This window comes from Pseudomonas sp. TNT3 (assembly GCF_010095445.2).
Classification (GTDB): domain Bacteria; phylum Pseudomonadota; class Gammaproteobacteria; order Pseudomonadales; family Pseudomonadaceae; genus Aquipseudomonas.
This window is the reverse complement of the sequence record NZ_WFGV02000041.1, coordinates 1-26,721: the sequence shown is the minus strand read 5'-3', so window position 1 is coordinate 26,721 and position 26,721 is coordinate 1. Positions and strand designations below refer to the sequence as shown.

At 60.1% G+C, this 26,721-nt stretch carries 27 protein-coding genes; 13 read left to right on the top strand and 14 right to left on the bottom strand.

All coding sequences use genetic code 11. From position 1 onward, the window contains the following. Nucleotides 1-25 precede the first annotated feature (25 nt). Together GBC55_RS21575 and GBC55_RS21570 are read right to left on the bottom strand one after the other, a co-directional pair. Nucleotides 26-1,330 (bottom strand): HAMP domain-containing sensor histidine kinase, encoded by a 1,305-nt coding sequence (locus GBC55_RS21575; RefSeq protein ID WP_162439510.1) that lies wholly within the window; start codon nt 1,328-1,330, stop codon nt 26-28. Beyond that, nucleotides 1,327-2,067 carry a response regulator gene (locus tag GBC55_RS21570; protein WP_162439511.1) on the bottom strand — a complete coding sequence of 247 codons (741 nt, stop codon included), beginning with the start codon at nt 2,065-2,067 and terminating at the stop codon, nt 1,327-1,329. The genes GBC55_RS21575 and GBC55_RS21570 overlap by 4 nt, the downstream gene beginning before the upstream one ends. 306 nt (nt 2,068-2,373) lie before the next feature. Between GBC55_RS21570 and GBC55_RS21565 the strand changes: the two genes are divergently transcribed. The 3 genes from GBC55_RS21565 to GBC55_RS21555 all read left to right on the top strand — a co-directional run bounded on the left by GBC55_RS21565 (nt 2,374) and on the right by GBC55_RS21555 (nt 4,440). Then, entirely contained in the window at nt 2,374-2,637 is a 264-nt protein-coding gene (locus GBC55_RS21565; protein ID WP_162439512.1) for a DUF2790 domain-containing protein, read from the top strand. Between the two features lie 43 nt (nt 2,638-2,680). Continuing rightward, a complete protein-coding gene (locus tag GBC55_RS21560; protein WP_162439513.1) occupies nt 2,681-3,061 on the top strand; it encodes a hypothetical protein in 381 nt (126 codons plus the stop codon). Nucleotides 3,062-3,228: 167 nt separating this feature from the next. After that, on the top strand, nt 3,229-4,440 hold the full coding sequence (locus GBC55_RS21555) for a cytochrome c biogenesis protein DipZ (RefSeq protein ID WP_162439514.1): 1,212 nt from the start codon (nt 3,229-3,231) through the stop codon (nt 4,438-4,440). 136 nt (nt 4,441-4,576) lie between these two features. Here GBC55_RS21555 and GBC55_RS21550 read toward each other — a convergent pair whose 3' ends face one another. Both GBC55_RS21550 and GBC55_RS21545 read right to left on the bottom strand, forming a co-directional pair. Next, a complete protein-coding gene (locus tag GBC55_RS21550; protein WP_162439515.1) occupies nt 4,577-5,038 on the bottom strand; it encodes a GNAT family N-acetyltransferase in 462 nt (153 codons plus the stop codon). Nucleotides 5,039-5,155: 117 nt separating this feature from the next. Then, complete coding sequence (locus GBC55_RS21545) at nt 5,156-6,130, bottom strand: AraC family transcriptional regulator (protein WP_162439516.1); 975 nt, start codon at nt 6,128-6,130, stop codon at nt 5,156-5,158. A gap of 190 nt (nt 6,131-6,320) precedes the next feature. On the opposite strand from GBC55_RS21545, the gene GBC55_RS21540 reads away from it, so the two are divergent. Both GBC55_RS21540 and GBC55_RS21535 read left to right on the top strand, forming a co-directional pair. After that, complete coding sequence (locus tag GBC55_RS21540; RefSeq protein WP_162439517.1) at nt 6,321-6,590, top strand: DUF4242 domain-containing protein; 270 nt, start codon at nt 6,321-6,323, stop codon at nt 6,588-6,590. A gap of 35 nt (nt 6,591-6,625) precedes the next feature. Further along, entirely contained in the window at nt 6,626-7,438 is an 813-nt protein-coding gene (locus tag GBC55_RS21535; protein ID WP_162439518.1) for a class I SAM-dependent methyltransferase, read from the top strand. A gap of 142 nt (nt 7,439-7,580) precedes the next feature. Here the strand turns inward: GBC55_RS21535 and pcsA are convergent, their stop codons facing one another. Then, nucleotides 7,581-8,303, bottom strand: a complete 723-nt coding sequence (pcsA, locus tag GBC55_RS21530) for a phosphatidylcholine synthase (protein WP_162439519.1) — start codon at nt 8,301-8,303, stop codon at nt 7,581-7,583. Between the two features lie 433 nt (nt 8,304-8,736). Here pcsA and GBC55_RS21525 point away from each other — a divergent pair, with 433 nt between their 5' ends. The 4 genes from GBC55_RS21525 to ligD all read left to right on the top strand — a co-directional run bounded on the left by GBC55_RS21525 (nt 8,737) and on the right by ligD (nt 14,939). Next, on the top strand, nt 8,737-9,462 hold the full coding sequence (locus GBC55_RS21525) for a tellurite resistance TerB family protein (RefSeq protein ID WP_162439520.1): 726 nt from the start codon (nt 8,737-8,739) through the stop codon (nt 9,460-9,462). A 415-nt stretch (nt 9,463-9,877) separates the two neighbouring features. Beyond that, nucleotides 9,878-11,260 (top strand): iron-containing redox enzyme family protein, encoded by a 1,383-nt coding sequence (locus GBC55_RS21520; RefSeq protein WP_162439521.1) that lies wholly within the window; start codon nt 9,878-9,880, stop codon nt 11,258-11,260. A 10-nt stretch (nt 11,261-11,270) separates the two neighbouring features. After that, nucleotides 11,271-12,263, top strand: a complete 993-nt coding sequence (locus GBC55_RS21515; protein WP_162439522.1) for a class I SAM-dependent methyltransferase — start codon at nt 11,271-11,273, stop codon at nt 12,261-12,263. A 3-nt stretch (nt 12,264-12,266) separates the two neighbouring features. Next, nucleotides 12,267-14,939 carry a DNA ligase D gene (ligD, locus tag GBC55_RS21510; RefSeq protein ID WP_162439523.1) on the top strand — a complete coding sequence of 891 codons (2,673 nt, stop codon included), beginning with the start codon at nt 12,267-12,269 and terminating at the stop codon, nt 14,937-14,939. A gap of 2 nt (nt 14,940-14,941) precedes the next feature. Here the strand turns inward: ligD and GBC55_RS21505 are convergent, their stop codons facing one another. Then, nucleotides 14,942-15,727 carry a transporter gene (locus tag GBC55_RS21505; protein WP_247266966.1) on the bottom strand — a complete coding sequence of 262 codons (786 nt, stop codon included), beginning with the start codon at nt 15,725-15,727 and terminating at the stop codon, nt 14,942-14,944. A gap of 170 nt (nt 15,728-15,897) precedes the next feature. Here GBC55_RS21505 and GBC55_RS21500 point away from each other — a divergent pair, with 170 nt between their 5' ends. Beyond that, entirely contained in the window at nt 15,898-17,160 is a 1,263-nt protein-coding gene (locus GBC55_RS21500; protein ID WP_162439525.1) for an outer membrane protein transport protein, read from the top strand. Between the two features lie 88 nt (nt 17,161-17,248). Here the strand turns inward: GBC55_RS21500 and GBC55_RS21495 are convergent, their stop codons facing one another. The 3 genes from GBC55_RS21495 to potE form a co-directional block, all read right to left on the bottom strand. Next, nucleotides 17,249-17,650 (bottom strand): hypothetical protein, encoded by a 402-nt coding sequence (locus GBC55_RS21495; RefSeq protein ID WP_162439526.1) that lies wholly within the window; start codon nt 17,648-17,650, stop codon nt 17,249-17,251. Nucleotides 17,651-17,810: 160 nt separating this feature from the next. Next, nucleotides 17,811-20,096 carry an Orn/Lys/Arg decarboxylase N-terminal domain-containing protein gene (locus GBC55_RS21490; RefSeq protein ID WP_162439527.1) on the bottom strand — a complete coding sequence of 762 codons (2,286 nt, stop codon included), beginning with the start codon at nt 20,094-20,096 and terminating at the stop codon, nt 17,811-17,813. Then, nucleotides 20,096-21,502 (bottom strand): putrescine-ornithine antiporter, encoded by a 1,407-nt coding sequence (gene potE / locus GBC55_RS21485; RefSeq protein ID WP_162439528.1) that lies wholly within the window; start codon nt 21,500-21,502, stop codon nt 20,096-20,098. The genes GBC55_RS21490 and potE overlap by 1 nt, the downstream gene beginning before the upstream one ends. Before the next feature lie 185 nt (nt 21,503-21,687). Between potE and GBC55_RS21480 the strand changes: the two genes are divergently transcribed. Further along, nucleotides 21,688-22,017 (top strand): hypothetical protein, encoded by a 330-nt coding sequence (locus GBC55_RS21480; RefSeq protein WP_162439529.1) that lies wholly within the window; start codon nt 21,688-21,690, stop codon nt 22,015-22,017. A gap of 84 nt (nt 22,018-22,101) precedes the next feature. On the opposite strand, the gene GBC55_RS21475 is transcribed toward GBC55_RS21480, so the two are convergent. Beyond that, a complete protein-coding gene (locus GBC55_RS21475; RefSeq protein WP_162439530.1) occupies nt 22,102-22,620 on the bottom strand; it encodes a carboxymuconolactone decarboxylase family protein in 519 nt (172 codons plus the stop codon). Between the two features lie 132 nt (nt 22,621-22,752). On the opposite strand from GBC55_RS21475, the gene GBC55_RS21470 reads away from it, so the two are divergent. Then, entirely contained in the window at nt 22,753-23,574 is an 822-nt protein-coding gene (locus tag GBC55_RS21470; RefSeq protein WP_162439531.1) for an AraC family transcriptional regulator, read from the top strand. Nucleotides 23,575-23,687: 113 nt separating this feature from the next. Beyond that, complete coding sequence (locus tag GBC55_RS21465; protein WP_162439532.1) at nt 23,688-24,341, top strand: peroxiredoxin; 654 nt, start codon at nt 23,688-23,690, stop codon at nt 24,339-24,341. 104 nt (nt 24,342-24,445) lie between these two features. On the opposite strand, the gene GBC55_RS21460 is transcribed toward GBC55_RS21465, so the two are convergent. The 4 genes from GBC55_RS21460 to GBC55_RS21445 all read right to left on the bottom strand — a co-directional run. Then, nucleotides 24,446-24,967: a cytochrome c gene (locus GBC55_RS21460; protein WP_162439533.1), complete on the bottom strand. Its 522-nt coding sequence runs from the start codon at nt 24,965-24,967 to the stop codon at nt 24,446-24,448. 288 nt (nt 24,968-25,255) lie between these two features. Next, complete coding sequence (locus tag GBC55_RS21455) at nt 25,256-25,777, bottom strand: methylamine dehydrogenase light chain (RefSeq protein ID WP_162439534.1); 522 nt, start codon at nt 25,775-25,777, stop codon at nt 25,256-25,258. Nucleotides 25,778-25,795: 18 nt separating this feature from the next. Beyond that, entirely contained in the window at nt 25,796-26,422 is a 627-nt protein-coding gene (gene mauD / locus GBC55_RS21450; RefSeq protein ID WP_162439535.1) for a methylamine dehydrogenase accessory protein MauD, read from the bottom strand. A gap of 3 nt (nt 26,423-26,425) precedes the next feature. Then, nucleotides 26,426-26,721, bottom strand: a 296-nt coding sequence (locus tag GBC55_RS21445; protein ID WP_281508186.1) for a MauE/DoxX family redox-associated membrane protein, incomplete at its 5' end; no start/stop codon positions are given.

Below are 26,721 nucleotides of genomic sequence, written 5' to 3'. Positions count from 1 at the left end.
CCAGCTGCTACAGGGGGTGTGAGGTTCACTGACCCGTCGGGAGCCGAAGCTCCGCACACAATCCACCCCCTTCACGATTACTCAAGGTCAGCGACCCACCCAATGCCAGCGCCAGTTGCTGGGCAATCGCCAGGCCCAGGCCCGTGCCACCGGTGCTGCGATTGCGCGAGTTTTCCACGCGGTAGAACGGTTCCAGCACGTGGGCGAGTTCTGCCTCGGCGATGCCCGGCCCCCGGTCCATGACTTTCACCGACAGGCTGCCATCCACTTGCGCTTGCACCTCCAGCTGCGCCGCACCGGCAAACTTCAGGGCGTTGTCCGTCAGGTTGACCAGCACCCGCCGCAGCGCGTGGGGCCGGGTGTTGATCACTGCAGCGCTTTTGCCGTCCAGTGACACGTCCTTGCCCATGTCCTGATAGTCGAACACCAGGCTGTCGAGGAACGAATCCAGATTGGTCCGGCAGATTTCTTCGGTAGCGCCATGCACGCTGCGCGCATAGGCGACGCCTTCGCGCACCAGGTGCTCGATCTCGCCGAGGTCGTTCCAGAGCTTGTCCTTCTCGCTGGAATCGTCCATGAATTCGGCACGCAATTTCATCCGCGTGATCGGGGTTTGCAGGTCGTGGGAAATGGCCGCCAGCAGCTGCATGCGTTCTTTCAGATAGGCCGCGATGCGCGCCTGCATGGCGTTGAACGCCTTGGCTGCATGGGCGACTTCGGTCGGGCCTTTTTCGTCCAGATGGACCGGGCGAGCGTTGGGGTCGAGGGTTTCCACTGCTTCCGAGAGGCGGGTGAGGGGACGAATGGCGATCCTCACGGCCAGCCACGTGCACAAAATCAGCAACGCCAGCTGGCCTGTCAGCACCATCGGCAGCCACGGCGACAACGGCACCATCGCCGGTCGCACGTCAATGGTCACCGGGTTGCCATCCGCCAGCTTCAGGTGCACCTGGAAGTGTTTTTGCGGGCCGGGAATATCGCTGTAAGTCATCGGATAATCCTTGCCGATGGCTTCCTTGATCGAGGTCATGGCCATCGGCGAGTCGTGCATCGGTTCGCCCGTCGAGCCTTCGTTAAGCAGGTACTGGTAGTTGCGCCGATTCAGTTGTTGCAACCAGCCGGCACGCTCGTCGGCGGGCAGGCGGTCGAGAATCGCGATGGAGGTCGACACGTCGGTTTCCAGGTTGCCGAGCATGGTGGTTTTCGCGGTCTGATAACGCTCGTAGTACTGCACACCAAAAGACAGCCCCTGCGCCAGGATCAACCCGATCAGAAAGATCAGCGAGAGTCGCGAGGCGAGGGTGCGGGGCCAACGCATCGACAGGCTCATGCGGGCGCCCCGATGATTTCGACCGGCAGGGAAAACACATAGCCTTCACTGCGCACGGTCTTGATGTAGGCCGGTTCGCGGGCATCGTCCAGCAGGCGCTGACGCAAGCGGCTGACCAGCAAGTCGATGGAACGGTCGAACAGGTCGGCGTCGCGGCCCTGGGTCAGGTTCAGCAATTGATCCCGGTTGAGCACGCGCTGGGGATGATCGAGGAACACCCGAAGCAAGCGGTACTCCGCGCCACTGAGCGCGACCATGGTGCCGTCCTCATCCAGCAGATGCCGGGCCGAGGTGTCCAGGCGCCAGCGTCCGAAGGCCAGCAGGCGACCACTTTCAGTCACCACCAGGTTCGGCGGCAGCATTCGCGTGCGGCGCAGCACGGCGCTGATTCGCGCGAGCAACTCACGGGCGGCGAACGGTTTGACCAGGTAATCGTCGGCGCCCATTTCCAGACCAATGATGCGGTCGGTTTCATCGTTGCGGGCGGTGAGCATCAGCACCGGAGTGGCCTTGTGTTTACCGGCGCGCAATTCGCGGCACAGCGTCAGGCCGTCGTCGCCCGGCATCATGATGTCGAGCACGATCAGGTCCACCGGCGTGGACTCGAGGAACGAGCGCATCTGCCGGCCATCGGCGACGACGGTGGTGCGCAGGCCGTTCTTCTTCAGGTAGTTGCCAACCAGCTCGCGAATCTCGCGGTCGTCGTCGACGATCAGAATGTGATCAACGTGTTCCATGGGGCCAGGCCTCTGTGAATAGGGAATGTCGCGCAGTCTATCGAGCCTTCGCCCGCGCGACTTCTGCCCTTTGTATTGCAGTGTATCCGGCCTGTGGACGGATACACGCGGACGTAAAAATCCCGATTTTCAGGGGGTTTGTATCGCTGTGTATCAAGAGGCGGTTCAGATACGTAGGGATTAATCCACGCCGGTTTTCGACACAGAGGGGATACCTCACGGGCTTTTAATGGGTTCCATCGAGGCAAACCAAACCGCCTCGGCTCAATAGAACGATTGACCCATTGAAGCCTTGAGGAAACCGCCATGAACACCAAAGCCATCTACGCCGCTTGCCTGTTTGCCGCCCTGAACATCTGCACCCTGTCGGCCCGTGCCGAAGCCGATGTCACCCCTGAAACTTACACCTACGGCACCCACCTGGACATCAAGAAAGTGATCTCGATGAAGCAGGACGCCACGCCTTCCTGCGGGATCGTCAACGCCCAACTGACCTACCTGGATTCCCAAGGCAAAACCAAGGTCCTGGACTACCGCAAATTTGCTGACGGCTGCCAGGAAGACAACTGAGTCTCGCGATCACCCATTACCCTTTTTCAACAGGAAGAACGCCATGAACAACATCACCCGCTATTTGACCGCAATTGCCTTTTCCGTCGCCGGCGCGGCCGCTCACGCCAACGCGTCGGTTGAACAAAACACCTGTGGCAGTGCCACCTGCTTTCAACTGACGCCAGTGGCCGAGAAGGGCGGTAGCGCCTTGCTGGCCGCAGACGGTTCGAGCCGTACGCCGCAAGGGCAGATGGTCGCCGCAGACGGTTCGAGCCGTACGCCGCAAGGGCAAATGGTTGCCGCAGACGGTTCGAGCCGTACGCCGCAAGGGCAAATGGTTGCCGCAGACGGTTCGAGCCGTACGCCGCAAGGCCAGATGGTGGCGGAGAACGGCGGGAGCCGGACACCTCAGGGGCAATTGCTGGACAGCCAGATGGCTTAGGCCCGACTCATTTATGCAGCCCACACCGACCACTGTGGGAGCGAGCTTGCTCGCGATGGCGGCTTATCAGCCAACGTTGATGTCGACTGACACGGCGCAATCGCGAGCAGGCTCACTCCCACAGGGGAATGTGTTAACCCGACTCGCTCAGTTCCAAGGTGACTCCCATGTTCCTCATCGCTTTCCTGGGCGGCATTCTGACCGTCCTCAGCCCCTGCATCCTCCCGGTCGTGCCGTTCCTGTTTGCCGGTGTCGAACGCACACGCTCCTCGATCCTGCTGACCCTCGGCGGCATGGTCCTGACCTTCGCCCTGATCTCCAGCCTGGCGGTGGTCAGCAGCGAGTGGGTAATCCAGGCCAACAACACCGGTCGCCACGTGGCACTCGTGGTGATGGCGCTGTTCGCCCTGTCGCTGATTTCCGCCCGCGTCGGCGGATGGCTGGCACGGCCATTTGTGCTGCTGGGTAACCGCCTCGACCCCAACACCCGAAAAATGTCCGGACCGCTGGGCTCGATCATGATCGGCGTCGCGACGGGCCTGCTGTGGGCACCCTGCGCCGGCCCGATCCTCGGCGTGATTCTCACCGGCGCCATGCTGCAAGGCGCCAACGCCGGCACCAGTCTGTTGCTGGTGGCCTACGGCTTGGGCAGCGCCTTGTCGCTGGGAACATTGATCTTCGCCGGTCGCGGCCTGGTTAACCGCCTCAAAGCGTCGATTCCAGTCACCGGCTGGCTACGCCGAGGTGCCGGTGTGGCCGTGCTGGCCGCTGCCGCGGTGATCTCCACCGGCGCGGACAAAACACTGCTGGCGGGCACCTCGTCCGAAGGCGTCAGCAGCGTCGAGAAAAGCGTGATGGAAACCGTGCCAAAGGTTGTCGATTACTTCGTCAGCAAGGTCAAGGCCGACACGACCATGGACAACGCCAAAGGCGCCATGCCATCGCTGTCCGGCGCGGTGGAATGGCTCAACTCGCCTGCACTGACCACCGACTCCTTGAAAGGCAAAGTGGTGCTGGTGGATTTCTGGACCTACGACTGCATCAACTGCCAGCACACCTTGCCGTACGTGAAGGACTGGGCGAAGAAATACGAGAAGGAGGGGCTGGTGGTGATCGGCGTGCACACCCCTGAATACGGCTTCGAACGCATCATCGACAATGTCAGGGATCAGGTAAAAAAACTCGGCATCACCTACCCGGTAGCGATCGACAACAACTACGCCATCTGGCGCAACTTCGACAACCAGTACTGGCCGGCGCACTACCTGATCGACGCCAAGGGTCAGGTGCGTTACACCCACTTTGGTGAAGGTCGCTACGAGACGCAGGAACAGATGATTCAACAGTTGCTGCAAGAGGCAAAAGCACCCGCCCAGTAACCCTGCATACGCAACCCTGTAGGAGCTGCCGAGTGAAACGAGGCTGCGATCTTTTGATCTTTGGTAAAGGTTAAAAAGATCAAAAGATCGTCCGAACGCGGCCCGAGCCTTCGGCAGCTCCTACAGGGTTCGGTGTTTACAGCTCCCGCGCCATAAGCCATTGTTGTTTTTCCCATGCCTCAAAGCTTTCCAGCACCGTCCACCCGCGTTTGGCGTAGTAGTCGCGCTTGTCCTGGGTGTGCAGATAAATCCTCGTCACGCCATTCGCCTTTGCCTGCGCACAAATGCCCTCGATCAAACCTTCCGCCAATCCCTGGCCGCGCGCTTCAGGCGTAACGAAAACGCAGGCGAGCCATGGCCCGAGCTCCGGCCGGTGCACCAGATCCGCCTTAGCTAGCGCCGCGCCGCCCAGCAGCTGATCGTTGTCCAGTGCGATCAGGCAGTTCCAGTCACCGTTTGTTTGGCCATCGCCAAACTCCCGTTGCCAGTCGGGCAGAGGCTGCTCGGCGTATTCATAGTGGAACTGCTGGTGGATCCAGGCGGCGTAGGTGTCGCTGTGGTGCGGGTGGTGGATGAGCCAGTCGAGGGTTGGTTGCATGGGGTGAGTCCTTTCCAGAGTCGTGGGCCCATCACAGCGCATTAGTCCACTGGCGGCAATCCCCGGGAGATCGTTGATAGCGACTCTCGGCACGAATGCTGGCGAAATTCTCGTTACTCAATGCCGTTGCTGCAACGCGGCAGCCTGGCACCGGCGCCACGCCGCTGGCGGCGATCCGAACTCACGCCTGAAGGCGCGACTGAAGGCGGTGTCCGTCTGATAACCCACCTCTTCGGCGATACGGGCCAGCGAGGTATTGCTGCGGCTCAACAGATTGGCCGCCAACAACATCCGCCATTGCGTCAGGTACTGCATCGGCGAGCTGCCCACCAGTAGCTGAAAACGTTCGGCCAGTACCGACCTTGAGGTGCCGGCCGTGCGCGCCAGCTCTTCCAGGGTCCAGGCGTCTGCGGGGCGTTTGTGCAAGGCATTCAGGGCTGCGCCGACGATGCGGTCACTGACCCCCGCCAGCCATCCGGTGCGGCCTTCGCCATGTTCGTTCATGTACAGGCGCAGCACTTCGATGAACAACACTTCGGCCAGTTTCGCCAGCACACCTTCGCCGCCGGGCCTGGGCGACCGGGCTTCCGCTAGCGCGTAGCGAACCGAGGATTCGAGCCAGATGCCGGCGTTCGAGCCGCGCACATTGACCCTGACCACTGCCGGCAACCCGGTCAGCAGCATGCCCGCCAGTCGCGTATCGCACGCCAGGTACCCACATACCAGACGCGTGACGGCGCCGCCTCCGCCATAACTCAATTGCCGCGGACGGCGCGCCAGGACCGCATCCAGCCGCGCACCACTTGCGGGTGGAAGGCCTGGTCGGGAGCTCATGCGATGGGCATCGCCCTGGGGGAAAACCACCACGTCGCCTGCGGTCAGCAGCAGCGGTGGGTCATCACCGAGCTCGACGTAACACTCGCCTTCGGTGATCAGGTGGAAGATCACCACCCGCTCGGCACTGGGTTCAAGAAAGGGCGCAGCGGTATCGGCGCTCGGCGACTGATAGCACCAAGGCGCGGTGAACCTGGCGTTGATGAAAATCGCGCCGACCAGGCGGACGACGCGCAGGGTCTGGGACAGGGCGTCCATGGTGAGTTTCTCGTTAAAGCGCCCATGCACGAAGGGTGGTTTAAGTGTGGCCCCCTCACCGCGCAATGCGAATTCTCCGGACGATCGGACAAGGCTGGCCGACGATCGGGCAGGACGGCGCCGTCCGTCAGCGCGATAGTTTGCACACAGGGCGTCAGACCCTGTCCCAAAACAAGAATGAGAGGTTGTCATGCCAAAATTCGTTATTGAACGGGAGATTGCAGGCGCAGGAGCACTGTCGGAACGGGATTTGAAAGCCGCTGCGCAAAAGTCCTGCAGGACCCTGCGTGACTTGCCGCAGGTGCAGTGGCAGCAGAGTTATGTCACTGGTGACAAGCTCTATTGCGTGTACATCGCGCCGGATGAAGAGCAGATCAGGGAACACGCCAGGCTGAGCGGCTTTCCGGCCAATCGCATTTCCCAGGTGATGAACATCATCGATCCCACCACGGCTGAGTAAGCCGCTGCGTTTCAACCCGTATCGGAGCGCAATTCATGAGTACACCCATTGATCTGACTGCCTTGAAAAACCGTCAAATGGCCTCGTGGGCCAGTGGCGACTACGCCGTGATCGGCACCACCTTGCAGATCGTCGGCGAGCAACTGGCGGAAGCCTGCGATTTGCTGTGCGATGAGCGGGTGCTGGATGTCGCGGCGGGCAACGGTAACGCGACACTGGCCGCCGCGCGTCGGGGCTGCAATGTCACCTCCACCGATTACGTGGCCGCGTTGTTGGAGCGCGGCGAAGACCGGGCCAGGGCGGAGCGGCTGGACGTGACGTTCCAGGTCGCCGACGCCGAAGCGTTGCCCTTTGAAGACGAGAGCTTCGACGCCGTGCTGTCGACCTTCGGGGTGATGTTCACCCCGGACCAGGCCAAAGCAGCCTCGGAGCTGGCGCGCGTCTGTCGCCCCGGAGGACGGATAGGCCTGGCCAACTGGACGCCCGAAGGCTTCGTCGGCCAGGTGTTCAAGACGCTGGGCCGGCACATGCCACCGCCTGCGGGCGCGCAACCGCCTTCGCTGTGGGGAACCGAGGCGTGGCTGCATTCGCACTTCGACGAACGCGACTTTCTGGTCCAGGTCACGCGCCGCACGTTCAACTTCCGCTACCGGTCGGCCGCGCATTTCATCGACACCTTCCGCACCTGGTACGGCCCGGTGCACAAGGCCTTCGCCGCATTGCCGCCGGAGGGTGCCAAGGCGCTGGAAAGTGACCTGACCGAGTTGTTGAACCAACTGAATCGGGCGGGGGAGAAGTCGTTGGTGGTGCCGAGTGAATACCTCGAGGTGGTGATCACGAGGCGCTAAGGCAAACGCGGTTCCCCCCTGTAGGAGCTGCCGCGGGCTGCGATCTTTTGATCTTCAAGCTTTAAGATCAAAAGATCGTCCGATCGCGGCCCGAACCTGCGGCAGCTCCTACGGGGGGACCGTATTCAAGATACCGGTGTGATCACTTGTGACGCGCCCCGTCAAACCACTCCAGCGCCGTACGCCAGATGCAGATGCCCAGGAAGTACGCCGACATCAGCAGCCAGAGCCCCATCACCAAAGGGTTGATGACCGGGTGATTGATGACCAGCGACAAGCTGCACAGCAACCAGATGGCGGTGACGGCGATGTTGATCGGCATGAATTTGCGCACGCGGAACGGGTGCAGGAATTTCATCCGGGTGACCGTCAGCAGGGCCAGGCCAATCACCGCGAGCAAGGTGATCCACGGCGACGGCGCAATGATGTACAGGCACAGCGCAACGACGTTCCAGGCGGCGGGGAAGCCCTGGAAGTAGTTGTCCTTGCTCTTCATGTTGACGTTGCAGAAGCAGAACAGCGACGAGACCAGAATCAATGAGACCGTCAGCAGCAGCGTGTACTCCGGCAGCGGGATGTAACGGTAGATAAACAGTGCGGGGATAAACACGTACGTCAAGTAATCGATCACAAGGTCGAGGATCGAGCCGTCGAAGCTCGGCAGCACCGATTGCACGTTGACCTTGCGCGCCAATGCGCCATCCAGACCATCGACGATCAGGGCGACGCCCAGCCACAGCAGGCAACTGGTCGGCTGGTTTTCCAGCAGGGCGAGGGTCGCGAGGAAGGCGGTGACCACGCCAGTGGCGGTAAAACCATGGGCGCCCCATGCTTTGAGCCTGGCGATGTGTAGGGTCGATATCACGGGGGCGTTCTCCAAAAAGTGAAGCAAGCCAGGCATCACCCTCAAGCGTGAGGGCGGCGGCAAACCGGTTCGGGTTGCAGGTATCGACCGGAAATCCGGGAATAAGGTTCACCCACTGTAAATCTTAGCTGCGCCGCCAAAACATACGCGGGATAAATCCACGTGTTTTCTTCCCTCTCAGCACACACAGATTCTCTGTGGCGAGGGAGTTTATCGAATCGTCGCACCGTCCCGCTGGGTTGCGAAGCAGCCCCAGAGAAAGAACTGCTGCGCAGCCCAGCGGGACGGTGCGACGATTCGACGAGCTCCCTCGCCACAGGAACCTCTGCCATGGATTCCTTGTTTGCACCAGACAGCCAGACGGTGGTGGCGAATTGGCCGGTGAGTACTATCTTTTCTTCACCGAATTACTCCCTTTATATAGGACGACGTCATGAACACCAGCGATCTGCTCGAACAACTGTTGCGGGCCGGTCAAGGCTCGGCGCAGCAACGTGGTGCCGCTCCGTCACAAGGCGGGATCGACGGCGGTCTGGGTGGATTGCTCGGTGGCCTGCTGGGCGGCGGTGCCGGTTCCAGCATGGGCGGCGGTGGCTTGGGCGGTTTGCTCGGTGGATTGCTGGGCGGTGGATCACCTGCGTCCACATCACCCCGGAATCGGTCGAGCAGTGGCGGCATGAATTATGCTGCGCTGGCGTCATTGGGCATGATGGCATTCCAGGCGTATCAGGCCTGGCAGCGTAACCAGGCGTCGGCACCACAAGAGGCGCCACGCACCGTGGATTTATTGTCCGGCCCGGAAGTTGAAGACCACAGCCACGCAATCCTGCGCGCATTGATCGCAGCGGCAAAGGCCGATGGCCGGATCGACGACAGCGAGAAACAGTTGATCAGCAATGAACTCGCCCGCCACACCGACGATCCGCAATTGCAGCAATGGCTGGACGACGAAGTCGCGCGCCCACTGGACGCCACCGATGTTGCGCAATCGGCGACGGACACTGGCATGGCCGCGGAAATGTACTTGGCCAGCGTCATGCTGGTGGATGACCAACAGGACGCCGAGCGCGCCTATCTGGATGAACTGGCCGCGGCGCTGAAAATAGAGCCCGAACTGCAAGTGCACCTGGAGCAGCAGGCCAAGGGTGGCGTGGCGTAACCGTCAATTACAGGGTTGCGCAAGTACGGCTAGCGAGTTTCCCCTGACTCGCCGCAACCGCAAATTCTACTCAATAACCCTGTAGCAGCTGGCGAAGCCTGCGTCCGGCTGCGAAGCAGTCGTAAAACCAGCGCATGCGGTGGGTCAGGGAAAATGCGTTAGCCGGGTTTACGACTGCTGCGCAGCCGGACGCAGGCTTCGCCAGCTGCTACAGGGTTTGGGGATCTCACTGGAGGATCGGTATTAGCCGGGGCCTCGGCAAAAAGCGTTAAACACCTCCTGTTCACCTCCGTAAGCCCGTTTGTCCGGGCAATTTCAACTCCGATTGAATTTTTTTCCTGGCGCATCGCTCTGCTGAAGTAGAGACGTGTTGATTCAGCGTCCTGCCACTGGCCATAGACCGAGAGATGCGCCCATGACTGCCCTGACAAGACTTGAATCGCAACCCGCCCGCGAACACCTGATTCCGACAGCCGGTTGCATCAAAAACACCTACGAACAGCTGCTGCTGAGCACCGACGAAACGCAGCGTCGCGCGCTGGCTGAGACTTTCCTGACCGAGCAACTCGAAATCGCCGCTGGCCTGCCCGAAGAGATGCCTCAGGACCTGTCCGCCCTGCAGGAATTCGTCGAACATCACTGCGTCGAAGTCGCTCATCAATACGCCGACTATCTGCAACAACGCAAAGCCGGCGGGCCGCGTAAGTTTTTCAGCAACAAAGCCCATGCGTTGTTTTTCCTGCAGGCGGTGGGCCCCACGAAACTGGTGGACGGTGCTTGGCTATACGGCCTGCTGCCACACTGGCGCGATCCGCGATTTGACGGACTGATCTGCACCTATCTCGAAGAATTGGGCGACGGTAATCCCGCGCAGAATCATGTGGTGATCTACCGAAAACTGCTCGCAGAACACGGCCTGCAGGACACCAGCGCGTTACCTGACGAACGTTACCTGCAAGGCGCGATTCAACTGGCGCTGGGCGAACGCGCCGACAGCTTTCTGCCGGAAGTGATTGGCTACAACCTCGGCTACGAGCAGTTGCCGCTGCATCTGTTGATCAGCGCCTATGAGCTCAGCGAGCTGGGGATCGATCCGTATTACTTCACCCTGCACGTCACCATCGACAATGCCAGCACCGGTCATGCGCAGAAGGCCGTCCAGGCAGTGCTGGACCTGCTGCCGGTAGAAGCTGATCGCGAGGCGTTTCTGCGCCGGGTTTCGGCGGGCTATCGGCTTAATGATCTGGGGCAGGGCAGTCGCGCAATTATCGAATCCTTCGACCTCTACGACGAACTGCTCGGCATGCTCGAACGCAAACGCCCGTTCGGCCAGCACATGCATTCCGACTACTGCCGCTTTGAAGGCAAGACCGTCAATCAGTGGTTGTCATCGCCGGAGCAGTTGCCCGGTTTTCTCGAGGCCATGGAAAACAAGGGCTGGATCAAGCGCCACCAGGACCCGCAAGCCAGCCGTTTCTGGCAGATGATCGTCGGTGACGGCGCGGCGATGTTCGGGGTGTTCAGCCCTTATGAAAAACAACTGTTGCACGACTGGATCGCCGGCGACTGGACGCCCGAACGAACCCCCGCTTATCGACGCGTCACCCGAGTCAATACCACCCCGGCGTTGCCCGTTGGCGATCCGGATGTCCAGACCCTGCAAGCGTCCCTGGGAGGGTTGGACGATCACGCCCGGATGCAGGTTTTGATTCCGTGGTTGTCAGCCCATCGACATGCTCATCCGGCCGGCCTGTTGGCTACCCGGCGCTTCATCGAACTCAAATCCAGTCTGCGCTAGGGAGCCGCTCATGAATCAGGAAGAACAGCTGGGCGCTGACGAGTTGGTGCTGCTTCAATTGGGGCGGCGATTGCAGGCAGACGGTTATCGATTCATCACACCCACGCCAGTGACCCACCAGCGGGTCAATGATCGTGCGGCCGGGCAACAGGCTCGAACGATGCGCGACGTCTTTGGTTGGTCGCGGCCATTCGAGCCCGGTCTGTTGCCGGCAGAAGAGCAAAAGCAATTGCAGCAGGCCGGTGTGCTCGAAGCCAACCACGGGCAGCTGAAAAGCCGCGTGCGCTGGTCCAGCCTGGATGACCTGCTGTTCGTGCATTCGGGCTTTCCCACCGAAGCGGCTGATTCGGTGTTCTTTGGTCCTGACACCTATCGTTTTGCGCAATTGATTCATAGCCATCTGCAGCACAGTTTCGCCCCGATCAGGCGTGCCGTGGACATCGGCTGCGGCGCTGGCGTCGGGGCGATCGTGATTGCCCGCGCACGCCGTGAAGCCGAGGTGCTGGCCGTCGATATCAACCCGGCGGCTCTGCGACTGACGTCGGTCAATGCGGCGCTCGCCGAGGTCGCCAACGTCACGGTCGAGCCCAGTGATGTGCTGCAGGACGTTGACGGAAACTTCGACTTGATCGTCGCCAATCCGCCTTACATGGCCGATCCCGCCGAACGTGCCTATCGCCACGGGGGCGGTGCTTTTGGCGCTCAATTGTCCCTGCGCATCGTCGAACAGGCCCTGTATCGCCTGGCACCCGGTGGATCACTGGTGTTGTACACCGGTGTGGCGATGATCGACGGGCGTGATCCGTTTCTTGAGGAACTGAGCTCACGCCTGGAATCACCGATGTTCGGCTGGACCTACCGCGAACTGGACCCCGATGTCTTCGGTGAAGAATTGTTGACGCCCGGGTATCAGCGTGTGGAGCGCATCGCCGTGGTCGCGCTGATCGTTACGCGCATCGGCCCAGGTATCGGGGGCAGCGTTGAATCGGTAGCAGGTGAATGAGCCATGAACAAGAATCTGGACGATTACAACCGCATGCGCGATTTTTCGGCGACCTCTGAACCGGCGGCCAAACGCTCACGCAAGAAAATCGCGAAAGACCATGCCCTGCAGTTCTGCATCCAGAAACATGACGCCTCACGCCTGCACTACGACTTTCGCCTGGAACTCGATGGCGCGCTGAAAAGCTGGGCGGTGCCCAAGGGGCCGTCGCTGGACCCCAAGGTCAAGCGTCTGGCGGTGCATGTCGAGGACCATCCGATCGACTACGCCACGTTCGAGGGCAGCATTCCCGAGGGGCATTATGGCGCAGGTGACGTCATTGTCTGGGACCGTGGGGTGTGGATTCCGCAAGAGGATCCGGCTACCGCCTATGCCAAGGGCAAGCTCAAGTTCGAACTGCAAGGCGAGAAGCTCGCGGGGTTGTGGAACCTGGTGCGCACGCACATGCCGGGCAAGCAGGAGCAATGGTTTCTGATCAAGCATCAGGACAATGCAGCCAAGCCCGAGAGCGATTACGACGTTGTCGCCGCCGAGCCCGACAGCGTGCTGAGTGACCGGACCATCGTGGCGAAAAAAGCGAAAGCGCCCGCCAAACCCAAACCGGTCAAGAAGCCTGCCCCCAAGGTCGCCACCCAAGCGCGTTCGGCGCAGTTGACGGGTGCCCACAAAGCCAAATTGCCCGACCTGATCAAACCCGAACTGGCCACCCTCGTCGAAAAGGCGCCGGGGGGCGAATGGAGCTACGAGATCAAGTTCGATGGCTACCGGATCATGGCGCGCGTCGACCACGGCACCGTCACGTTTTTCACGCGTAATGGCCATGACTGGACCCACAAGTTGCCAGCCCAGGCCGAGGCGGTGGCGGCGCTGGAACTCGAATCGGCCTGGCTCGACGGTGAAATGGTGGTGGCCAATGAGCAGGGCGTGCCGGATTTTCAGGCGTTGCAGAACGCGTTTGATTCGGGCGCCAGCGCCAACATTCTTTACTACCTGTTCGACATGCCTTACCTCAACGGCGTGGATTTGCGCGAAGTGCCGGTCGAGGAGCGGAGGGTGGCGCTGGCGACGGTGCTCAAAACCAGTAAAAACCCTTTGCTGCGCTTCTCCGACTCCTTCGGTGAGGCACCGGAGGCACTGCTCAACAGTGCGTGCCAGATGCAGATGGAGGGTTTGATTGGTAAGCGCCTGGGGTCGCCCTATGTCTCGCGTCGCAGCAGTGACTGGATCAAGCTCAAGTGCAAGCATCGCCAGGAGTTTGTGGTGGTCGGTTTCACCGATCCGAAAGGCTCGCGCAATGCCTTCGGCGCTTTGTTGCTCGGTCTGCATGACCGCGACAGCGGTGAATTGCGCTACGCCGGCAAGGTCGGCACCGGGTTCAATGAAACCACGCTGAAAAGCATCTACGAACAGCTCTTGCCGTTGAAGGCGAAAAAAGCCTCGGTGGTTAATCCTCCCACCGGATTCGACGCCAAGGGGGTGCACTGGCTCAAGCCCGTCCTGCTCGCGGAAATCGCCTTTGCCGAAATGACCAAGGACGGCTCCGTGCGCCATGCCGTGTTCCATGGGCTGCGTGACGATAAGCCTGCCAAAGACATCACCGAGGAGCGCCCGACCGTGGTGAAGAAAACCGCTGCAGAAAAACCGGCTGCGAAGGGTAAAAAGTCAGTAGAAAAACCCGCGGCGGCGAGTAAAAAGACCGCTGCAGAAAAACCTGCACCTGCTGGGAAAAAGACGGCCAGCAAAAAAGCATCTGACGACAAGGTCGCCCCGGCACCGTCACAGGCCGGCCTGGCACAAGGCAAGGTGCGCATCACTCATCCGGACCGGGTCATCGACGCCAGCAGTGGTACCACCAAGATGCAGTTGGCCGAATACTACGGTCGCGTCGCCGAATTCATCCTGCCCGAACTCAAGGACCGCCCGGTTGCGCTGGTCCGTGCACCGGATGGGATCGCCGGCGAACTGTTCTTCCAGAAAAACGCCGAACGCCTGGCGATTCCGGGTATCACCACCCTGGACAAGGCGCTCACGGGGCAGCCGGTGATGATCATCAACAACGCCGAAGCGCTGATCGGTGCCGTGCAGATGAGCACCGTGGAATTGCACACCTGGAACGCCACGTCGGACAACCTCGACAAGCCGGACCGCTTCGTCCTCGACCTCGACCCGGACCCGGCGCTGCCGTGGAAAAGCATGGTCGAGGCGACGCAGCTGACGCTCTCGGTGCTGGATGAACTGGGGCTCAAGGCGTTTCTCAAAACCAGCGGCGGCAAAGGCATTCACCTGGTGGTGCCGCTGACTCGCAAACTCGGGTGGGACGAGGTCAAGGACTTCAGCCACGCGATTGTCAGCCACATGGCCAAACTGCTGCCGGAACGGTTTTCCGCCGTTTCCGGGCCGAAAAACCGGGTTGGCCGGATCTTCATCGATTACCTGCGCAACGGTCTGGGTGCCACCACCATTTGCGCCTACGCCGTGCGCACCCGGGAAGGATTGCCGGTGTCGGTGCCGATCTTTCGGGAGGAAGTGGGCGAGTTGAAGGGCGGTAATCAGTGGAACGTGAACAACGTCCATGAGCGGTTGGCTGAGGTGGGGCATGAGCCGTGGGCGGACCTGAAAAAGACCCGTCAGACGATCACGGCCGAGATGCGGCGGCGGGTGGGAAACCTGACTTAAATCTACTTGGGAAACAACAGCGTGAACGCTACCCGAAATCCCCAGCCTTCAGCGCCGTCTTTCGGGCTGTCAGCCCAGTAGCGCGGTCCGGCCTGCAAGCTCATGGGTTGATGACCCACTTTGAGCAACTGGGTCACGAACAGATTGATCGGCACCGACCATTCGCGGGTTTGCCAGTCATAGGTGGACTCGGTGTTGATGCCAAAGGTTGTGTAGGTATGGGTGGTGTAGCTGAAGAATGGTTGCAGAAACGTCTGATTGATCTTGTCCTTGTCGTCGGGTGGGCTGCTTTCCAGGGACCAGATGTGGTTGGCCAGAATGCCGCGAGTCCAGCCATGGCTCTGTTTAAGCGCCACCACCGTAGGCCCGGCGCCCCATTGCTCGGCGCTCAGTAGATCATCACTGCCGGTTGGCACCAGAATCACCGGGCCGGCCCCCAGAATCCAGCCGCTGGCGGTGGGTTCCTTGGGTGAAAAGAAGAAGCTCTGAGTGATATCACCCATACCGGATTTGTCGGCTTGCCCGCCGGGTACCAGGCCATGTTGGTCAATGATCGGCAGGATGGTTCGGGAAATCAGATTCCATTGATCATTAAGGCTGAATGGCAACACAGGCTGGATATTGGTGACGCTTTGATAACCCTCGCCGCTGGGCCCGAGCTTCTGGTTCCAGTTGTATTGAATGGGCACGCTGTAGAGCGCCGCCACCGGGTTTAGCGACTGTTTGGCCAATTCCGCCTGGCTGTCGGCCGAGAACCCGATGTGGGGCCAAGTGGTTGCCAACGCCATCACGGGTATGAATTGAAGAGTTTTATTCATTCGCACACCTTTCCGATTTCGAAAACATGAACTACCACTTAATGGTCTGTTCCCCCCCCGGCCCTGTTCAGCGTAGTTCAGACTTTATTAATCAGGACTAATTGGGGTACTCGAGGAAGCTTTCTTGTCGAGATAAGTCCATGCAGCTAAGAAAATCTGCGATTCCGGCTGTGCTTGTTCTGTTCTGCCATGAAGTGCAGGCAGGCGGCATCATGCTCTACGAAATCGGCACCGATAATGCTGGCCTGGCCAACGCCGGTGCCGCCGCCCGAGCACAGGGCCCCTCGACCATTGCCTCCAATCCCGCGGGCATGAGCTACCTGCCGGGCACGCAAGTAACCGCTGGCTTGCAGGTACTGTACGGCCACATGGAATTCGATCGCGACGAGAATACCAACGTCGCTGGCAGCGGCAGTGGCAACGCCCTGGACCCCATTCCCGGTGCCAGTTTTTTCGTCAGCCATGAACTGGACGATCACTGGAGCGTCGGCTTCGGTCAGTACGCCGACTTCGGCCTGGCGGTCAATTACGACAACGAATGGTCTGGCCGCTACTTCTCCCAGAACGCCAGCCTCGGTGGTGTGTCTTTCGTACCGAGCGTGGCGTATCGCCTTAATGAACAGTGGTCGGTCGGTGTCGGCGTCAAGGCCATGTACGGCATGCTGCAAGCACAAACCGCCATTGACCGGGCGCCGTTCGGTTTCACCGATCGCAGTGACGGACAATTCAAGTACAAAGACCAGGATTGGGGGTTCGGTGCGAACGTGGGCGTGATCTATGCCCCGCAATCCGGAACCCGTATCGGCCTGACGTATACCAGCAAAGTCGATCTGGATTTCGAGGACGGCCTGGACATCAAAGGCAATGGCCCGGCGCTGGATCGCCTGGATGGCGCCAAGACCCAACTGGACATGACGGTGCCGCAAACCGTCACCCTTAGCCTGTTCCAGCAACTGGACAGGCAGTGGGCCTTGCTGGCATCGGTCAACTGGCAGGACTGGTCAGAGTTCGGCGAGATTGCCGCCCAGGTCGACACCACAGCGGGCAACGCCCGTTCAACCACCGTGGATGCCGACTTCAAGGACACCTGGCACCTCTCCCTTGGTGCGCAATACCAGGCCACACCGCAACTGCTGTGGAACGTCGGCGTGGCTTACGACAGCAGCGCCGTGTCGGACGGCAATCGAACGTTCACCGTGCCCATGGACGAATCCTGGCGCGTTGCGACAGGCGCCACCTATGCGTTGAACAAAGAGACGGACATCAACGTCAGTTGGGCCATGATCTGGATCGGTGACATGTCGGTGGACCAGACCAAATCCGTGTCCGGCAATCGAACTTCCGGTCAGTTTGACAATGCATGGATTCAAGCGCTGACCGGGAATATGACCTGGCGATTCTGATGACCTGCCATGATGCGCCACTCCGACTCCTTCGGCGTGGCACCGGAGGCGCTGCGGGCGCTTACCGGAATCTTAAATCTCCAGCCCTTCAAGCATCCCGCAACAAGTCATTGGCATTGAGCAGCTCGTAAGCCACTTCAGGGTTCTTCTCCAGTCCCCGCCGAATCGCCGCCGGGATCGACGCCCGCGTCTTGCGGCACAAGCCTGGCAATTCGTTGATGGCGATGGCGATGCCGCGCATGGTGCGGACTTCGTTAAAACCAGGGGCGATGTCGACACGGATACCCAGTTGTTCATGCATCCGCCGCTGCAGGCGCTCCAGATCGCTCAGACTCTGGAGGTTTTCCAGACGCTCGATCAGGCGCTTTTCCTCGGCACGGGTCAGAAACAGGATGCGCACATCCGCGCCCGGCGTTTCCAGCAGCGGGTCGCGCCCGCAATCGCAGGCGCCGGGTGGGCAGGGTTGGCGGATCACAGGTGTGGTCGTCATGGGGCAATCATAGAGCGCCACGGTCGGATTTGCCCATAGGGTCTTGAGGCCGCCCAGTAAAATGTCAGCTGACACACCGCAATCAACCGATCCCACAACGAAAAAGGCCGTCGCATCACACGGTGATGGACGGCCTCGTTCACTGGGGGAAAGCGTTACCTCACTTCAACACCAGCAAGCTATAAACCCCATCCTCCGCTTCAATCCCGTGGGTGTCATGGGTGAAGCCCGGGAAGGATTTGTCGAAGTTTTCCAGTGCCTTCAGATAAGCCAGCAACGGCCCGTCCGCAGGCCCTGCGTTTTCACCGGGCATCAGCAATGGAATGCCAGGTGGATACGGCACGATACCGGTGGCGGCGATGCGGCCGGCGGCCTGGTCGAGGGTCACCAGTTCGACTTCGTTGCGGACCAGTTTTTCGTACGCTTCCACCGGGCTGAACTCGGCTTGCGGAAGCGTGCCGAAGGCCTGGGCCATGGCGGCCGTGGTCTTGTTTTTCTTCATGGCGGCGAAAATTTCGTTCGCGAGGTCCTTGAGGCCCATGCCCGCGTAGCGCTGCTGGTTGGCGGCCAACAGGTCCGGCAGGCACAGCTCGAGTTCGACGTTGTCATCGTAATCGCGCTTGAAGTCGAGGAGGGCGTTGACCAGCGTGCCCCATTTGCCTTTGGTGATGCCGATGGAGAACAGGAAGAGGATAGTGAAGTCGGTGGTTTTCTCGACCACGATCCCCTGGCGTCCGAGGTAGGCGGTGAGCACGCAGGCTGGAATGCCGAAGTCGAGCAAGTTGCCGTCGTCGCCCATGCCCGGGCTCAGGACCGATACCTTGATCGGGTCGAGCATGCAGTAGCCTTCTTCGATGTCACCGAAGCCGTGCCACACGTCGTTCGGGTGCAGGACCCAGCAGTTCGGCTCGGTTTTCAGCAATACCGGATCGACTTCATGGAAAGGCACGGCCGCCGCGCCTACCTGCACGGTCGGTGGCTGCCAGCAGGTGAAGAACCACTGGTCGTTGCTCGCCATCTCGTGGTGCATGCGCGAGATGACCTGACGGAAGCTGATGGCTTCTTCGATGGATTCAGTGGTCAGGATCTGCCCGCTTGGCGCTTCCATCATCGCCGAGCTGACGTCGCAGGACGCCATGATCGCGTAGTTGGGCGAGGTCGAGGCGTGCATCATGTACGACTCGTTAAAGCGCCCGTGGGGGATCGGATTGCGGCCATTGCGCACGTGAATCATCGATGCCTGAGAGAGCGCAGCGAGCAGTTTGTGGGTCGATTGCGTGGCGAAAACGGTCGGCCGCGATTCGTCGTGATCCTCCGGGTTGCCGTGCATGGCAAAGCGTTCGCGGTACAGCGGGTTGAACCGCGCATAGCCGTACCAGGCTTCATCGAAATGCAGGCGGTCGACACTTTCCCCCAGCAGTTCTTCGACGCGGGTGACGTTGTAGGTCAGGCCGTCATAGGTGGAGTTGGTGACGATGGCGTGGACCGGCGTCGGGTCGATGCCTTCCTTGACCAGCGGGTTGTTGGCGATGGCGGCTTTGACGCCTTCAGCGCTCAGGGTTTGCGGCAGGATCGGACCGATGATGCCGTAGCGGTTGCGCGTCGGAACCAGGTAGGTCGGAATCGCACCGGACAAGGTCATCGCATGCTCGGCGGATTTGTGACAGTTACGGTCGCACAGGGCGATCTGATTGCGCGTCACGCTGGCCATCAGAATCACGCGGTTGGACATCGACGAACCGTTGGTCACGTAATAGGTGCGATGCGCGCCAAACACCTTGGCGGCGTAACGCTCGCCCTGGCCGATCGGGCCACTGTGATCGAGCAGCGAACCGAGTTCACCGACCGAAATCGACAGATCGGAACGCAGCAGGTTCTCCCCGAAGAATTCGTAGAACGCACGGCCCGCGGTACTTTTCAGAAAGGCTGTGCCACCGGCATGGCCTGGTGTGTGCCACGAGTACTCATAGGACCGGGAGAACTTGACCAGCGCGCCGAACATCGGCGGCAGTGCAGCCTGGCGATAGCGTTCGATGGCGGCCATGATGCGGCCGCTGAGGAAGCGGCTGGTGTCTTCTGGCAGCCAGATAAAGTCGTCGGCGTGCTGCATGACCACCAGCGGAATGCTCGACGCGGTGCTGCGGTCGCTGATCAGGAAGACCGGTACGCGGGTGTTGCGCTCGCGCAGGGTGGTCAGCAGCTTGATGCATTCCTCGTGGCCTTCGCTTTCGTCCATTTCCCAGCTCAGCAGGACGCACTGGATGGCCGAGTCCGAACGCAGGATCGACGTGGCGTCGCTCAGGCTTTCAGACATCACCACGCTGATGGAGCGTTGTTCCACGTCGTGGATCAGCTGGTCCAGGGCACGACCGAAAACGGTACGCTTGTCCGGGGGTGTACCCACCACCAGCGCGAGCATCCCGAGTGAGTGTTTATATTCCGTCATTATCTAACCTCCACAGTGGCCGTTTGCAGATTGTTCACCGGCACAGCTACGCCAGTGATGTGCTGAGCGCTGACAGTTTGCGTCGGTACGCTGTTGTTGTGCGCTTCAAGTGCGATCAGGCGGTTGTTGACGAAGCTGAACAGGGTGTAGCCGAAGATGGTTGCGACACCGCCGAGCATGAGTGCCTGCTCGCCGGAACTGTATAGCGCCAGGTAGCTGTAGGCCGTGGCGACCCACGCGATGATGTTGGTCGCCAGCGCCTTGCTTGGTGGCACGTTGGAGACCTTCTGAATCGTCATCAGGGCCGCCATGGACAGGATGTACGGCACCAGGTTGGTGACCACGGCCAGGTTGACCAGGGTGTCGAACTGCTTGCTCAGGTCCGGACTGATGGTGAGCAGGCCGATCGCGGTCTGCAGGGCCAGCAGGATCAGCATGCCGACAATCGGCGTGCCGGTTTTGGTGGCCTTGGCGAAGATCGGCAGGAAGTAACCGGTGTCCGCCGAGCTTTTGAACACCTGGGCAATGGTGAACTGCCAGCCCAGCAGCGAACCGATGCAGGCGAGGACCATCGCCCCCATCACGATGTCACCGATAACCGGGGTAAACATCTTGGCGAAAACCAGACCGAACGGCGCGGTGGAGGAGACGAGTTCCGGGTTGCTGACGATGCCGGCAATCACGTTGGTGGACACGATGTAGATCACCGCCGCACCAAGCGTGCCGCCCAGCACCGCAATCGGTACGTTCTTCTCCGGGTTTTCCACGGCGTCGGTGTTGGCGCACGCTGATTCAAGACCCAGGAACGCCCACAAGGTGATCGCCACCGAGGCGCCTGCCGCTTCCAGATACCCCATGTTGTGCGGGTTCCAGCCGGCGGCGTAAACGCTGCTGTCGAACCAGAACCAGCCGATGGTGGACACCAGTACCACAGGCGCAATCACGCCCCAGACGGTGATCGAACCGATCCTGCCGGTGATCCGCGCGCCGCCGAAGTTGGCGAACGTGGTGATCCAGAGCAGGGCGATGGTCGCCAGGCCTACTTGCAGCGAATCAAGCTTTATGTCGAACAGCGTCTGTATGTAGCCGACTGCCGTGATACTGATCGCCACGTTGGCAATCAACAGCGAGACGCCGTAGGTGTAGTTCGTGAGGTAGTTACCGGCTTTACCGAAGGTGTACTCGGCATAGCCGCCCATGCCGCCTGTCTTGCGACTCAGCATCCCGCAGCGCGCAAACGCATAGGCCAGAGCCAGGGAACCGGTGGCTGTGATCAGCCAGGAGAGGATTGAAATACCGCCGACCTCGGCGAGTTTGGTTGGCAATAAAATAATGCCTGAGCCCAACATGTTGACGGCCGTCAACATTGTCAGTTGCCCCACTGTCATCTTTTTTGCGACTGACATTCCGTTGCCTCTCATTTACAGAACCTAGGGATTATTAGCTATAGCTAAGAATTTAAATGTAGCAAGAAATGTAATGCGCATATCGAGAATTATTCTCATATGACCGTAAGGCATTTTACTGGCCCCGAGACTTGCAACATTTGATCAAAATCAATGAAATTTCAGGTTGTTAGGATCGAATCTAAATGCGCAATGTGATGATTGGGCTACTGTCGTGCGGTTTGATGGGCATGGCAGCGCAAGGCGAAGCGAGAGCGCTGGTGCAGAATGATCGTTATATGTGCAGCTGGGGCGCGGGGACGGCTGCCAAGGCCCAGGAATTGAAGCTGGCGGGCGTCTCGCTGTATGCCGCGCGACAGAAGTTGCAAACCTACAAATTCAGCAAGCCGTGGATGCGTATGTTGGCGATGGGCATTACGGAGCAGACCTATGACAGTCCTTCGCGGATCAAGCCGGCGGCGATCAAGCAGAGTTTTTACGACGATTGCCTGCGATACAAACTGGCGCGTAAGTAAGTAGGCGCGGGACCGGACCTGATGACCAAGGGCTCATGCCCTTGGCCTGCAACCTGTCACGTGGGCTCAGGGTGATTTTTTCCTTCAATTCTCAATGGCAGGAAAATCGATCTCCGTCAGCGCAAGGTTGTTGAGGTAATTCGTCAACGTCTGCGAAGCCACGTGCGCAACCACTTCAATAATCTTCGCGTCATCAATACCCGCCAGCCGCGCTGCATTGATTTGCTCATCGCTCAAGTGACCGCGACTTTCAGTCACTTGACGGGCCAGCGCGGCAAACGCGTTCAATTCCCCCTGTCGGGCTTTGAGAATGTCCTGCCCGGACAGCCCGGTTTTGCCAGCAAACAACGTATGCGCTGCAAGGCAGTAGTCACAGCCATTCACCTGCGAGGTCGCGAGAAAAACCGCTTCCTTCTCGGTAGCGCTTAGCGACGTTTTGCCCAACGCCACCGAATGTTGTACGTAGGCCGACAGGACCGCCGGTGCATGCGCCAGTGTCTTGAAGACATTGGGCAGAAAGCCGATTTTTTTTTGCACGCCTACCAGCAGTGGACGGGTGGTGTCGTTGGCGTGATCAAGACTCAGGGCAGTGATACGAGGCATGGTGTTTCTCCGTCGATTCAAGCGCGAATTGCGCTGGTACGGTGCCTATCCTAATGATCGAACCTGGACTCCGGGGTGCTAATCGTCGAGGATATGCGACAAATCGTCCAAAACCTTTTCGGAAGTCATCCAATGGATCGTTTGTCCACCTTGCTCACGCACTTCGGTGTCAGCGCCGGTACTTTCCATAGTGGAGCGTTTTGCGGCACCACGGCCTTTGATGGCAATCAATCCGCAGGCCACCTGCATCTGCTTCAGGCCGGTGAAATCACCCTGGCCCTCGGCGATGAGCGTCCTCTCACGCTCACTCAGCCAACGCTGATTTTTTTTCCACGTCCTTACCGTCACCGACTGTTCGCCAGCGAAGCGTTCGATGCGCAGCTGGTCTGTGCCTCGCTGACGTTTGACGGCGGGGCAGGCAATGCATTGGCCAAGGCATTGCCGGATTTCCTGGTGCTCGAACTCGATCAGGTCCCGGAACTCACGCACACCCTGCAATGGCTGTTCAACGAGGCTTCCAACGGGTTGTGCGGTCGCGAAGCAATGATGGACAGACTGTTCGAGATGCTGGTCATTCAGCTGTTGCGGCACCTGTTGAGCCGTCACGATCAACGTCCAGGGATGCTCGCCGGGCTTGCCGATCCCCGCCTGGCCAGGCCAATGAGCCTGATGCACGACAGCCCTTCCAAAGCCTGGACCGTGGCCGAACTGGCCGCCGCTGCCAATATGTCTCGCGCCAGCTTTGCGGAGTACTTTCGAACAATAGTGGGGCAAACGCCGGTGGATTACCTGGTGAGCTGGCGTATCAGTCTCGCCCAGAAGCGCCTGCGTGAAGGCAGGCCAATCGCACTGATCGCCGAGGAAACGGGGTACGAAAGTCCATCGGCACTGGCGCGAGCGTTCCGCCGCAAAACCGGCACCAGCCCGCGTGAATGGCTGCAGGGAGCTAAATGACCTGTCGGACCTCAGCGCAGCAGGCGTGACGCCTGTGTTCGGGTAGTTTTTAAACGTCTCCTATACTGATTCGTCCAACGGTTTCCCAACCCTTCACAGCGAGGAGAACGCACATGACCATCCGTATTGGCGACGAAGCACCGGATTTCACCGTCGAGAGCACCGAAGGCACCCTGCATTTCCACGAATGGATCGGCGACAAATGGGCCATCCTGTTTTCCCATCCCAAGGACTTCACCCCGGTGTGCACCACCGAACTGGGCTACATGGCCGGACTGAAGCCCGAGTTCGACAAGCGCAACACCAAAATTGTCGGTCTCAGCGTCGACCCGGTCGGCAACCACCAGAGTTGGGCCAAGGACATCGAGGAAACCCAGGGGCATGCGGTGAACTACCCCATGATCGGCGACGAGAACCTGGTGGTCGCCAAGCTCTACGAAATGATCCACCCCAATGCCAGCGGTGGTACCCGGACTGCCGTCGATAACGCCACTGTACGCTCGGTGTTCATCATCGGTCCGGACAAGAAAATCAAGGCAATGCTGGTGTACCCGATGAGTGCCGGGCGCAACTTCGACGAAGTGCTGCGCCTGCTCGACGCCATTCAACTGAACGCCAAACACACCGTGGCTACCCCGGTGAACTGGCGTCCGGGCGATGACGTGATCATTCCGACGTCGGTCTCGGATGAGGATGCGAAAAAGAAATACCCGGACGGCTTCAAGACGGTGAAACCGTATCTGCGCACTGTGGCGCAACCCAAGTAACGTTCACTCAATGGTGTTGATCAACTCGGCGCAGGTTCTGTCTTTGCAGAACGGCGCCGAGACTTTTTCTGCCATCACTTCAGGCCAGTGGCGAAGCTTTGGCCTCAGTTGTTCATCCCGTCTTCAATCGCAATGCCTTGTGCGCGCATCGCCTTGATCAGCTCGGCACGGGTGCCGGGCAGGTTGAGCATGGTTTTTGCGCGCAGCTGCGTGACTTCTTCGGCGCTGTAGGGCTGGTAGTCGTCGGGCAGGCTTTTGCCGGCCATGCCGTCTTTGCGCATCAGCCAGTTGAGCAAATCCGCCAGCTGGGCATTGTTCAGCGCGGACTGTGACATACCCGGCACGCGCACGAGGAATTCGCGACCGCCCGGTACTTTCAGGAAATTGCCGACGAACCCGGTCATCCGTGGCGTGTCATTGGCGGGAGAACCCATGCCGTTGCCCAGGTGACACCCGGCGCATTGCAGCTGGTAATTCACACCGACGCTGTAACCGGCGTCGGCGATGGGTTTTTGCGCTTCTTCGTTGCCCGGTGCGTGGCGTTGCGCCGGGTTGGGAATGGCGCGGGCGTAGGCCTGCGGCGCGGTCATGACGCAAACGAGACTAAGAAACAGCAAACTACGCATGAAAAACACCTCTGCAATTAACCTCGCTTTATGTAGCAGCTGGCGAAGCCTGCGTCCGGCTGCACTGTGGCGAGGGGATTCATCCCCGTTCGGCTGCGCAGCAGTCGTGAAAATTAGGGGGCCGCTGCGCGACCCAACGGGGATGAATCCCCTCGCCACAGGGTTCTGCAGCTGCTACAGGGATAAACCCCCTCACCACAGGTTCGCCAGTTGCTACAGGGGTACATCGTTTGCCGCGTGGAACGAAAAATGCCGTCGATTGGCAGAGCAACCGACGTCCAGTTGACACTAAACAGCGACGCCGCGGATGATCGAAACGGTGCAGTGATAGATGTGCGATTTGGCGGCCAGGCACCAGTTCACATCGTTGTTGTTGAACGGGCGGTAAGCCGGTTCTTCACTGTCGTTACGGGTGCAGGCGCATTGGGCGCAGCTTTGTTTACCGCAGCAGTCGTTGTACGAAATGATGTAGTCCTTGCCATCCGACGGGTTGCGGCAGGTGCCGATCCAGGTGACTTGCGACGCTTCAGTGCCCGGCGGGCACGACGTCACCGAACCACCGCAGCAGCTGCACAGAAAGCCGTCGATGGAGCAGTAGCGCCAATAGTCGCAGCTGTTCGGATCGCCGGGATCGCCGGCTTTCGGGTTATCGGCGGCCAGGGCCTTGCTGGTGCGATCCAGCGGCAACAGCAGGGGCAGCGCAGCCCCGGCGACCATCAGCGAGCCCATGCGCGCCAGCAGTTTGCGGCGTGACGTGGTGTCGGCGACGCGGCGCGACGAGCGTTCAAACAACAGATCCAGCAATTTCATAACAGTCTCCCTGCCTTATCAGTGGCTATGGCCGTGGCTGTGGTCATGCGCATGGGGATGCGGCTGGCTGTTCAGGTAGTCCTGCAGCGTGGCGCTTTTCAGATGCTCGACTTCGAACAGGCTGTCCAGATGTTCCCGGGAATTGACCAGGCCCTTGGCGCGCAGGGTGCCAGCTTTGTCGATCAGCGCGGCGTACGGCAGTTTGCCGATCTGGTAGGTCATGCCCACTTCCGGCCCGACCACGTAGGTGACGTCGTCCAGTTTGTGTTCGCGGATCAGTGCTTGTTGGGCGTCCATGTCGCCGTCACTGATGAACACCACGTCGAGACGATCAGCCTGTTCCTTCGCGATGGATTTGATGGCCGGCAACAGCGACTTGCAGATCGGGCAGGTCGGCGAGAGGAAGAACAGCAACTGAGATTTTTCACCGGCGTAACCGAAGTTCACCGGGCGCCCGTTACGGTCGGAGGCCGTGACTTGTGGCGCAGGCTCGTTGACGGCCACGCCTTTGTCGACCATCAGAGCGCCTGCCGGGGCGATACGGCCGTGCAGTACGCCAATCTGACGCACCAGACCCATCACGGCGAATGCCAGGGCCAACAACAAAATCCAGAGCAACGCGTTGGATACGATTAAGCCTTCCATTGATCACCTACCAATCAGTTTGTGCAGAAGAGGGGAGTTCGCCAGCAAGCCATCGGCTGCGGCGTATATCAGCAGTGCGACGGCGCTGGCGAAGAGGGTCACAAAGCCGTCGAAAACGTTCAAATCGCGGACAATCGGCGCTACGCTGGCAAGCAACGCAAGGCCGACCAGCACGCTGTTACGCAGCAGCAGGACGGGGCGCAACGGTTGCACCTGGTCCGGGCCGGCACAGCCGCAGTCGATGTCGCGACGACCGCGCCACAGGTTGATGCCGATAGCGGCGGCGTACAGCGCAATCA

Bases quoted from the DNA above. Each gene is read 5' to 3' on its own strand.
- GBC55_RS21575 (WP_162439510.1), bottom strand. From the start codon at position 1,330: ATGAGCCTGTCGATGCGTTGGCCCCGCACCCTCGCCTCGCGACTCTCG.
- GBC55_RS21570 (WP_162439511.1), bottom strand. From the start codon at position 2,067: ATGGAACACGTTGATCACATTCTGATCGTCGACGACGACCGCGAGATT.
- GBC55_RS21565 (WP_162439512.1), top strand. From the start codon at position 2,374: ATGAACACCAAAGCCATCTACGCCGCTTGCCTGTTTGCCGCCCTGAAC.
- GBC55_RS21560 (WP_162439513.1), top strand. From the start codon at position 2,681: ATGAACAACATCACCCGCTATTTGACCGCAATTGCCTTTTCCGTCGCC.
- GBC55_RS21555 (WP_162439514.1), top strand. From the start codon at position 3,229: ATGTTCCTCATCGCTTTCCTGGGCGGCATTCTGACCGTCCTCAGCCCC.
- GBC55_RS21550 (WP_162439515.1), bottom strand. From the start codon at position 5,038: ATGCAACCAACCCTCGACTGGCTCATCCACCACCCGCACCACAGCGAC.
- GBC55_RS21545 (WP_162439516.1), bottom strand. From the start codon at position 6,130: ATGGACGCCCTGTCCCAGACCCTGCGCGTCGTCCGCCTGGTCGGCGCG.
- GBC55_RS21540 (WP_162439517.1), top strand. From the start codon at position 6,321: ATGCCAAAATTCGTTATTGAACGGGAGATTGCAGGCGCAGGAGCACTG.
- GBC55_RS21535 (WP_162439518.1), top strand. From the start codon at position 6,626: ATGAGTACACCCATTGATCTGACTGCCTTGAAAAACCGTCAAATGGCC.
- GBC55_RS21525 (WP_162439520.1), top strand. From the start codon at position 8,737: ATGAACACCAGCGATCTGCTCGAACAACTGTTGCGGGCCGGTCAAGGC.
- GBC55_RS21520 (WP_162439521.1), top strand. From the start codon at position 9,878: ATGACTGCCCTGACAAGACTTGAATCGCAACCCGCCCGCGAACACCTG.
- GBC55_RS21515 (WP_162439522.1), top strand. From the start codon at position 11,271: ATGAATCAGGAAGAACAGCTGGGCGCTGACGAGTTGGTGCTGCTTCAA.
- ligD (WP_162439523.1), top strand. From the start codon at position 12,267: ATGAACAAGAATCTGGACGATTACAACCGCATGCGCGATTTTTCGGCG.
- GBC55_RS21505 (WP_247266966.1), bottom strand. From the start codon at position 15,727: ATGGCGTTGGCAACCACTTGGCCCCACATCGGGTTCTCGGCCGACAGC.
- GBC55_RS21500 (WP_162439525.1), top strand. From the start codon at position 15,898: ATGCAGCTAAGAAAATCTGCGATTCCGGCTGTGCTTGTTCTGTTCTGC.
- GBC55_RS21495 (WP_162439526.1), bottom strand. From the start codon at position 17,650: ATGACGACCACACCTGTGATCCGCCAACCCTGCCCACCCGGCGCCTGC.
- GBC55_RS21490 (WP_162439527.1), bottom strand. From the start codon at position 20,096: ATGACGGAATATAAACACTCACTCGGGATGCTCGCGCTGGTGGTGGGT.
- potE (WP_162439528.1), bottom strand. From the start codon at position 21,502: ATGTCAGTCGCAAAAAAGATGACAGTGGGGCAACTGACAATGTTGACG.
- GBC55_RS21480 (WP_162439529.1), top strand. From the start codon at position 21,688: ATGCGCAATGTGATGATTGGGCTACTGTCGTGCGGTTTGATGGGCATG.
- GBC55_RS21475 (WP_162439530.1), bottom strand. From the start codon at position 22,620: ATGCCTCGTATCACTGCCCTGAGTCTTGATCACGCCAACGACACCACC.
- GBC55_RS21470 (WP_162439531.1), top strand. From the start codon at position 22,753: ATGGATCGTTTGTCCACCTTGCTCACGCACTTCGGTGTCAGCGCCGGT.
- GBC55_RS21465 (WP_162439532.1), top strand. From the start codon at position 23,688: ATGACCATCCGTATTGGCGACGAAGCACCGGATTTCACCGTCGAGAGC.
- GBC55_RS21460 (WP_162439533.1), bottom strand. From the start codon at position 24,967: ATGCGTAGTTTGCTGTTTCTTAGTCTCGTTTGCGTCATGACCGCGCCG.
- GBC55_RS21455 (WP_162439534.1), bottom strand. From the start codon at position 25,777: ATGAAATTGCTGGATCTGTTGTTTGAACGCTCGTCGCGCCGCGTCGCC.
- mauD (WP_162439535.1), bottom strand. From the start codon at position 26,422: ATGGAAGGCTTAATCGTATCCAACGCGTTGCTCTGGATTTTGTTGTTG.